This is a genomic window from Aphanizomenon sp. UHCC 0183 (assembly GCF_009712065.1).
Taxonomy (GTDB): Bacteria; Cyanobacteriota; Cyanobacteriia; order Cyanobacteriales; family Nostocaceae; genus Dolichospermum; species Dolichospermum heterosporum.
On the sequence record NZ_VILC01000134.1, the window covers coordinates 1 to 9,401 of the forward strand.

Consider the following 9,401-nt stretch of genomic DNA (forward strand, 5'->3'; position numbering starts at 1 on the left):
TATAGAATTGGTTTAGGAAAATAAAGCATGAAACGAGATGAGGTACTGGCAACTTTAGCTGCACATAGAGAAAAGTTGCAGGAACTGGGAGTAAAATCCCTTAATTTGTTTGGTTCAGTGGCGCGGGATGAAGCTAGTTCAGATAGCGATGTAGACTTTTTAGTGGAGTTTAATCGTTCGGGTGGGTTGTTTCAACTTTTGCAAGTGCAGTATTATTTAGAAGATATTCTGGGATGTTCTGTTGATTTGGGAACGGAGGATGCTTTGAGAGAACATTTGCGAAAACCTGTATTAAAGGATGTCATTCGTGCCTTCTAGAGATTGGCGGTTTCGTATTCAAGATATTGTCTTATCTATCAGTGAAATTGAGCAAAGGACAAGGGGTGTAACGTTTGAGGAATTTACAAAAAATCAAACGCTTGTCAAAGCTGTTCTCTATGATTTCGTCGTGATTGGAGAAGCTACTAGAAATGTTCCTAATGATATTCAGTTACGCTATCCTCTTAGAGGATGTTTGAAAAGTGGTATTCCGTAATTTTCATCACATTGCTACCCCCTTTCCCCTTGTAAAGGGGGGAAACAATAAAAATCCAGTTCCCTCCCCTTTACAAGGGGAGGGTTAGGGTGGGGTAAAAAATATTTGATACATCAACCATAACTTTCCAAACACCCTCTTATACCTTGGCGGTTAATGGGAGGGATGCGAAATGTTGTAACTCACGAATATTTTCAAGTTGATTTGAGTAGAGTCTGGGAAACAATTCAAAATGATTTATCTTCATTATTGCCACAACTACAAGAGGTGCTAGAAAGAGAAATAAGTAGGTGAACACAATAAAACCAATCTGTGTAAAGAAAAGTAAAATCGCCCAAACCCTCTTCACTCTTGCCTCTTGCATGAGTGCCTCTTGCCTTGCCATAACGACGATTTTCAAGGCTAACCTACTTATCAGGAGAATAGTTGATCTGGTACAAATAATTGTAAACTAGGAAATAAATTGTATTTCCTAAATAATATGTCTTCTACTCCTTCTCTTCGTGAACAACAACATCCCCTGATTCATCAACTAGCTAATTGTATTGAAGCGGTTTGGCATAAACACTTAGACTTATCACCATACAATTTACCTGCGGAATTGGGATATGTAGAAGGTAAATTAGAAGGGGAAAAACTGATTATCGAAAATCGTTGTTATCAAAGTCCCCAGTTTCGCAAAATACACTTGGAACTAGCAAAGGTGGGGAATATGTTAGATATTCTGCACTGTGTGATGTTTCCTCATCCTGAATATGATCTGCCCATGTTTGGTTGTGATTTAGTCGGAGGTAGAGGTCAAATTAGTGCTGCTATTGCTGATCTTTCGCCAGTAAACTTAGATCGAATTCTACCAGATGGTTATAATTTGCAACTTAGTAAATTAACCACAGCCAACTTTTCTCAACCTCGTGAATTACCAGAATGGGGCCATATTTTTTCCGATTTTTGTCTGTTTATTCGTCCTAGTTCCCCGGAAGAAGAGACAAGTTTTTTGTCTCACGTAGAATCATTTCTAGATATTCATTGTACCCAAGCGATCGCATCTAGTCCAGTTGCACCTGAAAAAGTAGCTCAAATTATTGCTGGACAATATAATTATTGTACCAAACAACAACAAAATGATAAAACCCGTAGAGTTTTAGAAAAGGCTTTTGGGATAGATTGGGCAGAAAATTATATGACTAAAGTTTTATTCGACTTGCCAGAGTTGCCAGAATAATCTGAGAAAATATTACCAGAAGTCTCAGCAATTAAAAATTGCTATGGCAGCATCCTAATTGTGCGGTAAGCATAGATGCTTAGAGACTTCAGGGAGAATAAAAGGCAAAATAGCCGAAAAGTGATGAAGAGAAAAAATGACTCCTGAAGAAACGCAGAAACTACAGCACTTCCCGGTGTTATGAGGTACAAGAACCCCACCCCCAACCCCCTCCCCGCAAGCGATGAGGGGGCTAAGATGTACCTCATAAGAGCGGAAACCGCTGTAAATGAACAATAAATTTAAATTCTGTGTTAAGTACTATACAGAATTTGGATGCTAAAAATCACAATTTAAACAAATGACCCATATTTTTTAATATTGATCAAGGATTTGGGAATTAAGAGGAAAAGTCATTGCATTAGCTAGAGTATAATCTGATTTTACAGATTCAACAATAGATAACCAATTAATTGAGCATTTGGAAACCATTGCCGGCATTCAGCAGGGTTTTGAAGAACTCAACGCTGGTAAAACTCGCCCTATTGGAGATTTTATCCAAAGAATGCAAGAGAAATATGATATTTCAAGTTGAGATTACTCCAATTGCTAAAAATCAGATATTACTCATCTGCTGCTTTCAAAACCGCTGCATATAGTTGATTACTCACCCGAAAACCTGCTTGATTCATTAAAGCATCTATCACTGGTTGAACCGCAGGAATAAGCCTCCTCCGTTTGGCAACTAACAGAATACCCAAGACCCCAGTAATATGCAACCCTAAGCGGGTAGCTTCTCGTCGTCCAAGACGTTCATCAATTAACAATTCATCTGCATTTAATTCTAGAGCAAGAGCGATGGCTTCAGCTTCACCTCGATCTAAATTGTGATTATTCCGTAATATGGAAATAAGTTCAAGATTTTTGGCTGGTATAACTTCAATCCAATCTAAAGAAAGCACTCCTGCAATTAAATTTTCTTCATCACTTGCATTTCTAAGTTCTTCTGCAACTCCTTGAGGAATAATCACCTTGTTGTAAATCTGCTGTAAAAGTGACAAATAACCAACAATGGCTAAATTACTCAAAGGTGAAGTACCGCTGATAATAATCATAGCCAGCCTTTTGCACTTAGATGCTGGATATCTTCCTGTAACTCAGCTACATCATAGTGAATACATATTCCCCGTTCAGCAAGTAATTTTTGAAACTTAATTTGATTCATTCCTAATATTTCACTAGCTTTACCCAAGCTGATTTTTTCTTGCTGGAATAACAAAATTACAATTTCCAGCAAAAATTGATTTTCTGATAAACCACTTGCTTTGACGACTTCATCTGAAATTATCATAATTAATTTTTTAACCTGTTTTCTTGATTCTAACAAATAGAGTCGGCTATAAGTAGGTTGGCGTTGAAAATTGTCGTTATGGCAAGGCAAAAGGCAAGAGGCAAGAGGTAAGAGTGAAGAGGGTTTGGGCGATTTTACGTTTCTTTACACAGTTTGGTTTTATTGTGTTCACCTACTTAGTCTAATATATGTACACTACTATTGCTCAATTATCTGATTCCACTTGTTTAATTGCCTCTAAAGGTAACTCTAGCACCTCTGCAATTTGCTCATCATTTAAACCAAAATACCGTAATTTACTAATCTTTTCTATCTGAGTTTTATTCTGATCGACAGGTATAATTATCTAAAATCAAGTTTTGATTTGCGTGATAGTTTTGTAGGGTGTGTTAGCGATCGCATAACGCACCTTTTTTGTACTGTTGCTAACCTACCCTATAGCTATAATTTCTCTCTCTGATAATACATTAGCCGAAAATATGACATAATTACAAATATAATTAGCCTTGAAAAAATTATCAATAATGACAGTAGTTAACTTACAAATTCCCTTTGAATCATTAATTGCGGCAATTTCATCTCTCAATTTACAAGAAAAACATCAACTTTTAGAAGATGAAGAAGATTTAATAGAACAAAATCCCCAAATTATGTCCGAAATTGCAGAAGCTCGTCAAGCTTATCAAAATGGCAACTATCAAACAATTCAAGAATATATTGCTAATCAGAATCCTCAAATCTCATGAGCTATGAAGTTATTATCCCCAAACCAGTGCAGAAACAACTGAAAAATTTACCACCAACCATAAATGAGCGAGTTTTAGAGAAAATTTTATACTTTCCGCGCCAACCTACCTTATAAAATAGTGATATAATTAGAGTGGATAATTCTCTTGATAATACTATGTCCATCAACGTCATCAAAGAACATATTGAAATCACTCCTGGTATTTGTGGAGGAAAACCTCGCATTGCTGGACATCGGATTCGAGTTCAGGATATTGTGATTTGGCATGAACAAATGGGAATGTCTCCTGATGAAATTCTCTACCATTATCCTAGTATTACCTTATCTGATGTCTATGCCGCTTTAGCATACTATCATGATCATCGAGAAGAAATTAGGCAACAAATATCAGAATCAGAGGCTTTAATCCAAGAAATTCAAGCACAAACTCCTTCGATTCTGCAACAAAAACTGAAAAAACGCAATGATAGAGAGAATTAAATTTCATTTAGATGAAAGTGTTAGTAATGCGATCGCGTTAGGTTTACGTCGTCGAGGAATCAATGTTACTACAACGTCAGAAGCCGGATTAATGGGTGTATCAGACAGAGAACAAATTGCTTTTGCTTTATCTGAAAACCGGATCTTGATTACTCATGATGATGATTTTGTGATCCTTCATCGTAGCGGTATAACTCATGCAGGAATTACATATTGTGATCAGAAACGCCGTTCGATTGGTGAAATTTTAAATACTTTAATTCTGATTTGGGAAACACTTGAACCAGAAGATATGAAAAATCAACTTGAATTTTTGTAATTAAGCACCTTTTTTGTAGTTACTGGTGCTATTACCTAACCACAACTCACCCCAGATGACATTTTTTTAGATTGAGCTAGTTATAGAATAAATTAGTACAATTCCAAACAATCCAGATTTGGATTATCAAGCAATTTTTGAATTGCTTCCACCCCAGAACGCAGTAGAGATTCAACTATTTGTGTTGGTGCATTTATACAGCGTAACCATATAACTTTAGGTAGAGAACCATACAAACGGCCTCTCTCTGCAAAATCTACATCTTGAGTAACGATACAAAAATCATTTATCTTAGCAAATTCCCAAATTTCAGTATCAGTTTTTTCTGCTAAATCATGAAGCTGAACATGACTAGAATCAAGAAAAATATCTGCTAATCGAGTTACTAATTTACGACTCAAATTTTGATCAAAAAGCAATTTCAAGCAGCACCTACCGTAGCAATTAAACGATGTTCACGGTCAGCAGCAAATTCTAGACAAGCTCTAATATCGTCTTCTGTTAATTCGGGAAAATCCTCTAATATCTCTGCATAAGACATACCAGATGCTAACCTAAAATATCATAAACTGTGATTCTCATCCGGCGAATACAAGGTTTACCACCCCGCTTATCTGGCTCAATGGTAATAATATCTTGATAGCTCATATTATTTAATCTCTCTAACTTTATAGTATTTTAACATCTTTATTGACCTTGTTCAATTAACCAGCGAGCAACAGCCACACCTGTATTTTCATCTACTAAAAATCGCATCTAGGCAATCTCCGCAATCAAAGGCATGAAAAACGAGTTTCACTACCACCCGATTTCTCACCCGCAACTAATAATATTGCATTCCGTCCGGGGTCAAATGCAAACGCGACACGCCAAACACTATCTATCCAACTCATTAATTATACACTCGACGACATAACTGGTAATTGTGAGACGCTGCAAACCTGAGTCAGTATTTAATTGTGACACAATTTCAGGTTATTTATACCTAAATTTAACTCAATTTTGAATTTAACTCAATTTAACTCAATTTTCATAATCCTGAATTTAACTGAATTATTGATTGATATTTTAAGGGATACTTTTAAGAGTATTCTAGAAAGAAAAATTACCATGAGTTCACTAAAGAAGTTCGTATCCTCAGCTATATCTTTGGCGATTGCTGTATCACTTGTACTATCTTTGACAATTGGGTTCTCTGGAACAGCAATGGCAGGATTTGACCCTTTGACTGGCGCACGGAGGGAATGGTTACGGCCTATTGAAGAATGTGTTCCTGTCCAAGAAGGAAGATTTAGAGTTAGGCAGAAAGGAGAAATAAAAGCACTTACTACTATTAAATCTGCTGTAGTTAAATTAAACCCTCCTGATCTTAGTGGATACATAGACAGAATTCAGATTAAGCAAAGAGTTCCTAACTTCGAGTGTGTAGATATTCCAGTCAAGAATGGTGACGACTTAATTGCAACTTGCAATAAAGGTTCTATCCACTTATCAGCGTTACCATTTGTTTACTCTGCATCAGGAGAATTTGATCCTCCAGGCGATGGCCAATTTTGTGTTGAATTAAATTAATAAATCCCTAATTTTCTTTCTTACAGTTTGCTGTAAAAGTTATCTATAGCAGTTCTGAATGATATGTGAAAACGAAAAAAGCCAGTAAAATCTGTAAAATCGAGATTTTGATCACATTAAGTTTTCATAAATAAGACAGGATTGCTATGGTTTTTATTCCAACTTTAAACGCAAAGTAAAAATATTTTTTCTCTATTTCTCAATTAATTTAAAACACTTCCTAAATATAGGATATCTCATTTTATTAAAAAATACTCAGATGACGTTAACAGTTTTTTACTGCGGCTGAAGTGGCAGATAATTAACTCTAATTATCTGTCCATTTAATACCTTGAGTAATAGATTACTCTATAAGTTATGGGTTGTAAATTAAATACCAAATGAAACCTCTATGAAGTGTGAAAAGATACAATTCAGGCAAATTGGGAATGCTAAAGTTTCTTTACAAGAAAACCCTAAAGGGGTAATTCAATTTTTTGGCGGTTATTTTTTTGGTACTTTTCCTACTTGTTTTTACAACAAGCTTCTAGCAGACCTAAAAAGTTATGGCTATACAATTGTTGTATTTCCATATTCTTTATCATCAGATCACATTCTAGTTGCAGAAACTTTATTTGAATCCCACACTAATACACTAAAAGAGCTAGAAAAGGTTGATGATTTTTACAAAGATCATAAAAACTATTCTTGGGTTGCCCACAGTCTAGGCTGCGAATACATAGCTTTATTAAACCTTTTAAGCAACAATGATAAAAATAAGCGAGACAATATCGCTAGTGCAATAAATAACGTTCCTACCATCTTGACAGAGATTAATGAAGATGCTGTTAGAAGAATTTTTCAGCTAAGTTTGCAACTAAAAAATACACTATCACCAATTGGAGAACAACTATCTGTATTTATAGCACCTTGTTTTAGACCGCCAACTTCATTCTTGCAATGTATAATTAAGCCTACTCAAGAACAAATGTGGCATTGTATAGAAGAGAAAAAAGATACTTCATTCCAATTGACATCTGTTATTTCTTTTACGAATGATGGTATAGCAGGAAATGGTAATAAATGCCAACAATGCAACTTTGACATAGATACTAAATATAGTCAAAAATGTAGCGATGTATGCTTTTTAATCGAAAAACTCAGACTAAAAAATAGAGATTTATGGGTTGAACTAGATGGTGATCACATGACACCTATCCAGATGAATAACAAGATCAATTTAGCAGAGAGTGTAGTAAATTTTTTAAATAAACCAAAATCTACGGAAAATTGAACACAAGATAAATCACAATTATGCAATTATGCCCCTAACAACCAATCTAGCAGGCAGAAAAACTCTCTTGCACGGGGAAAGTGGGGTAGAAACAACCAAGAGAGCGATCGCCTTTCTTTCATCAAAGCCATTTCACGAAAGCGCGATCGCTTTTTTGATTTGTGGAAGGCGATCGCACCTCCCACATCCCCAAGAGCGATCATTCCTAATCTTGACTCAAAGGTATTTTACCGGAAAGTGCCGGAAAGTGCGATCGCCTTTTATGTACAATAATCAGTAATAGGCATAGCAAATTGTCATATTACTTACTCCAATCTTGAATTTCTAAGTTTTCTATTTTTCCAAAATCTCTGATATTATTTGTGACAATAATCAAATCGTTGGCTATGGCAATTCCTGCTATCAGAATATCAATATCGTCAATTGGCGTGCCTTTATTTCTTAAATTGGCATAAATATCAGCAGAAATTATGGCAGAGCTTGTAGTTAGAGGTAAAACCGTATTGTATGAAACAAATTCCTGAAAAGATGTGAGTTGTTTTTGCGCGTCACGATGTTTTAATCCACTGACAATTTCATAATAAGTGATGATGCTAATGTTAATTTTGTCATACTCTTTCAAATAGGCTTGAAAACGCTCGATAACTAGACTATGATTACGGAAGAAAAAAGATAAAATGTTTGTGTCAATCAACGCTGGCTTCATCACTTCTTCTTCCTAAAAATGCTTGGTGGCGGCGGGTGATTATTTCTTCATTGAAGTTAGCAAATACTTCATCTGACATATCATTCCAACATCCAGCAAACTGCATATTTTTATTAAATGAAGGTTGAGATACTTCTATACCTAAGCGAAAATAATGAATAAAATTATATAATTCTTCTAATTTCTCTGGTGGAACAAGATTTATTTCCGTAATAACTTTTGTGCGTAGGTTGAAAGAATCCATAACAAGTTAATATAGATTGATTGAGTGACAAATAAATTATATCTCACATTCCATTTATTTACAGGATGGCAACGGTCAAATGAACACTTTGTTGCGATCGCCCTACTTATCCCCAAGAGCGATCGCCTGTTTAGAGATAGTTGACATTTCCCTAACTCCCAATCGCATCACTAAAATAACTCCGATACAATTGACAACGCGGTTCTACTTCATTCCCCACCAGCTTGACCAAACCCATACTCTGTAACTGATAAGCTGATATTGTTTCTAATCTCACTGGTTCAGTAGCAGAAATCACTGTTTGCAATGCTGTAATTAGTTTTGGTTCTTCTCGCAAATTCAACCAAAATTGTCTTAAATGATGGCTATAAATACCTGCGTCAGTTCTAGCCTCTACTAAAAATTGATCAAGAGTAATATCAGGATAACTTTTAAGGTGAGAAAATGCCTGCTGCAACAGATAAGGATGACCACCTACCAATTGTATTAAAGGATCTACTAAAGATGAATCTTCAGCTAATCCATATTGTTGAGCCAATTCCTGGACTTGCTCCCTAGTTAACTCTGGTAATTCTATCGCTAATCCCACATTAAAAGGAGACCGATTAATATTGAGACGGATATAAACATCAGTAGAATGAGCGATCGCTAACCGCAACTTTTTCCAGTTGGGACGGCTTCTGCCCTTGTCATACCAAGAACGCAACAACCCAAAAAAATCTTCATAAACCTCAGGATAAGGGAAAAGTGCATCCACATCATCTAAGTATAAAACCAGAGGACTATCTGCTGCTGCCAAGACATACCCTTCTAAATAAGTTGTACAACTGACCTTTGCACCCATACCTTCTTCATCCCAATACTCCTCTAACTGATTAGGTAGCTTGAGTTCTCGACTGAGATTGAAGCAAAACCAGCGTAAAAATTTATTCAAGTTAGTCAGATGAGTTTGTCGATCTGCCATCTCTAAAC

General features: G+C 35.8%; 16 protein-coding genes and 3 pseudogenes. 10 read left to right on the forward strand and 9 right to left on the reverse strand.

The window, feature by feature from the left end; all coding sequences use genetic code 11:
* Nucleotides 1–27: 27 nt before the first annotated feature.
* The 4 genes and pseudogenes from FJR37_RS24555 (at nucleotide 28) to FJR37_RS24570 (ending at nucleotide 1,757) form a co-directional block, all read left to right on the forward strand.
* Complete coding sequence (locus FJR37_RS24555) at nucleotides 28–318, forward strand: nucleotidyltransferase family protein (RefSeq protein ID WP_027404262.1); 291 nt, start codon at nucleotides 28–30, stop codon at nucleotides 316–318.
* Nucleotides 308–535, forward strand: a complete 228-nt coding sequence (locus tag FJR37_RS24560) for a HepT-like ribonuclease domain-containing protein (protein WP_168467366.1) — start codon at nucleotides 308–310, stop codon at nucleotides 533–535. The genes FJR37_RS24555 and FJR37_RS24560 overlap by 11 nt, the downstream gene beginning before the upstream one ends.
* A gap of 138 nt (nucleotides 536–673) precedes the next feature.
* Nucleotides 674–829 (forward strand): annotated as a pseudogene (locus tag FJR37_RS24565) (DUF86 domain-containing protein); the annotation flags it as partial.
* 187 nt (nucleotides 830–1,016) lie between these two features.
* Complete coding sequence (locus FJR37_RS24570) at nucleotides 1,017–1,757, forward strand: phycocyanobilin:ferredoxin oxidoreductase (protein WP_168467367.1); 741 nt, start codon at nucleotides 1,017–1,019, stop codon at nucleotides 1,755–1,757.
* A gap of 602 nt (nucleotides 1,758–2,359) precedes the next feature.
* On the opposite strand, the gene FJR37_RS24580 is transcribed toward FJR37_RS24570, so the two are convergent.
* Nucleotides 2,360–2,851 carry a DUF3368 domain-containing protein gene (locus FJR37_RS24580; RefSeq protein ID WP_039200975.1) on the reverse strand — a complete coding sequence of 164 codons (492 nt, stop codon included), beginning with the start codon at nucleotides 2,849–2,851 and terminating at the stop codon, nucleotides 2,360–2,362.
* Nucleotides 2,848–3,087, reverse strand: coding sequence for a UPF0175 family protein (locus tag FJR37_RS24585; RefSeq protein ID WP_039201028.1), 240 nt, complete (start codon nucleotides 3,085–3,087; stop codon nucleotides 2,848–2,850). Before FJR37_RS24585 ends, FJR37_RS24580 begins: the two co-directional genes overlap by 4 nt.
* Before the next feature lie 524 nt (nucleotides 3,088–3,611).
* Between FJR37_RS24585 and FJR37_RS24590 the strand changes: the two genes are divergently transcribed.
* From FJR37_RS24590 to FJR37_RS24600, 4 genes are read left to right on the forward strand one after another with little or no spacing between them, the layout of a single operon-like run.
* Nucleotides 3,612–3,833: a hypothetical protein gene (locus FJR37_RS24590; protein ID WP_039200977.1), complete on the forward strand. Its 222-nt coding sequence runs from the start codon at nucleotides 3,612–3,614 to the stop codon at nucleotides 3,831–3,833.
* Nucleotides 3,830–3,949 (forward strand): type II toxin-antitoxin system RelE/ParE family toxin, encoded by a 120-nt coding sequence (locus tag FJR37_RS27905; RefSeq protein ID WP_371416166.1) that lies wholly within the window; start codon nucleotides 3,830–3,832, stop codon nucleotides 3,947–3,949. Before FJR37_RS24590 ends, FJR37_RS27905 begins: the two co-directional genes overlap by 4 nt.
* A 42-nt stretch (nucleotides 3,950–3,991) precedes the next feature.
* Nucleotides 3,992–4,315, forward strand: a complete 324-nt coding sequence (locus FJR37_RS24595) for a DUF433 domain-containing protein (protein ID WP_039200978.1) — start codon at nucleotides 3,992–3,994, stop codon at nucleotides 4,313–4,315.
* A complete protein-coding gene (locus FJR37_RS24600; protein WP_168467368.1) occupies nucleotides 4,299–4,634 on the forward strand; it encodes a DUF5615 family PIN-like protein in 336 nt (111 codons plus the stop codon). Before FJR37_RS24595 ends, FJR37_RS24600 begins: the two co-directional genes overlap by 17 nt.
* Nucleotides 4,635–4,726: 92 nt before the next feature.
* On the opposite strand, the gene FJR37_RS24605 is transcribed toward FJR37_RS24600, so the two are convergent.
* The 3 genes and pseudogenes from FJR37_RS24605 to FJR37_RS24615 all read right to left on the reverse strand — a co-directional run.
* Nucleotides 4,727–5,059 (reverse strand): DUF5615 family PIN-like protein, encoded by a 333-nt coding sequence (locus FJR37_RS24605; protein WP_168467369.1) that lies wholly within the window; start codon nucleotides 5,057–5,059, stop codon nucleotides 4,727–4,729.
* Nucleotides 5,056–5,282, reverse strand: a pseudogene (locus FJR37_RS24610) (DUF433 domain-containing protein). The gene FJR37_RS24605 and the pseudogene FJR37_RS24610 overlap by 4 nt, the downstream one beginning before the upstream one ends.
* Before the next feature lie 125 nt (nucleotides 5,283–5,407).
* Nucleotides 5,408–5,509: pseudogene (locus FJR37_RS24615) on the reverse strand (addiction module toxin RelE); the annotation flags it as partial.
* 127 nt (nucleotides 5,510–5,636) lie between these two features.
* Here FJR37_RS24615 and FJR37_RS24620 point away from each other — a divergent pair.
* Complete coding sequence (locus tag FJR37_RS24620; protein ID WP_168467371.1) at nucleotides 5,637–6,206, forward strand: hypothetical protein; 570 nt, start codon at nucleotides 5,637–5,639, stop codon at nucleotides 6,204–6,206.
* A 391-nt stretch (nucleotides 6,207–6,597) separates the two neighbouring features.
* Entirely contained in the window at nucleotides 6,598–7,479 is an 882-nt protein-coding gene (locus tag FJR37_RS24625; RefSeq protein WP_052149832.1) for a DUF1350 family protein, read from the forward strand.
* Nucleotides 7,480–7,505: 26 nt separating this feature from the next.
* On the opposite strand, the gene FJR37_RS24630 is transcribed toward FJR37_RS24625, so the two are convergent.
* The 4 genes from FJR37_RS24630 to FJR37_RS24645 all read right to left on the reverse strand — a co-directional run.
* Entirely contained in the window at nucleotides 7,506–7,682 is a 177-nt protein-coding gene (locus tag FJR37_RS24630; RefSeq protein WP_168467372.1) for a hypothetical protein, read from the reverse strand.
* 98 nt (nucleotides 7,683–7,780) lie between these two features.
* Nucleotides 7,781–8,185: a type II toxin-antitoxin system VapC family toxin gene (locus FJR37_RS24635; protein WP_039200984.1), complete on the reverse strand. Its 405-nt coding sequence runs from the start codon at nucleotides 8,183–8,185 to the stop codon at nucleotides 7,781–7,783.
* Complete coding sequence (locus FJR37_RS24640; RefSeq protein ID WP_039200985.1) at nucleotides 8,166–8,429, reverse strand: hypothetical protein; 264 nt, start codon at nucleotides 8,427–8,429, stop codon at nucleotides 8,166–8,168. The genes FJR37_RS24635 and FJR37_RS24640 overlap by 20 nt, the downstream gene beginning before the upstream one ends.
* Before the next feature lie 151 nt (nucleotides 8,430–8,580).
* Nucleotides 8,581–9,401 (reverse strand): AAA-like domain-containing protein (locus tag FJR37_RS24645; RefSeq protein WP_174763476.1); only part of this gene is annotated, 821 nt, incomplete at its 5' end.

Bases quoted from the DNA above. Each gene is read 5' to 3' on its own strand.
- FJR37_RS24625 (WP_052149832.1), top strand. From the start codon at position 6,598: ATGAAGTGTGAAAAGATACAATTCAGGCAAATTGGGAATGCTAAAGTT.
- FJR37_RS24555 (WP_027404262.1), top strand. From the start codon at position 28: ATGAAACGAGATGAGGTACTGGCAACTTTAGCTGCACATAGAGAAAAG.
- FJR37_RS27905 (WP_371416166.1), top strand. From the start codon at position 3,830: ATGAGCTATGAAGTTATTATCCCCAAACCAGTGCAGAAACAACTGAAA.
- FJR37_RS24600 (WP_168467368.1), top strand. From the start codon at position 4,299: ATGATAGAGAGAATTAAATTTCATTTAGATGAAAGTGTTAGTAATGCG.
- FJR37_RS24640 (WP_039200985.1), bottom strand. From the start codon at position 8,429: ATGGATTCTTTCAACCTACGCACAAAAGTTATTACGGAAATAAATCTT.
- FJR37_RS24570 (WP_168467367.1), top strand. From the start codon at position 1,017: ATGTCTTCTACTCCTTCTCTTCGTGAACAACAACATCCCCTGATTCAT.
- FJR37_RS24580 (WP_039200975.1), bottom strand. From the start codon at position 2,851: ATGATTATTATCAGCGGTACTTCACCTTTGAGTAATTTAGCCATTGTT.
- FJR37_RS24595 (WP_039200978.1), top strand. From the start codon at position 3,992: ATGTCCATCAACGTCATCAAAGAACATATTGAAATCACTCCTGGTATT.
- FJR37_RS24630 (WP_168467372.1), bottom strand. From the start codon at position 7,682: ATGATCGCTCTTGGGGATGTGGGAGGTGCGATCGCCTTCCACAAATCA.
- FJR37_RS24635 (WP_039200984.1), bottom strand. From the start codon at position 8,185: ATGAAGCCAGCGTTGATTGACACAAACATTTTATCTTTTTTCTTCCGT.
- FJR37_RS24590 (WP_039200977.1), top strand. From the start codon at position 3,612: ATGACAGTAGTTAACTTACAAATTCCCTTTGAATCATTAATTGCGGCA.
- FJR37_RS24585 (WP_039201028.1), bottom strand. From the start codon at position 3,087: ATGATAATTTCAGATGAAGTCGTCAAAGCAAGTGGTTTATCAGAAAAT.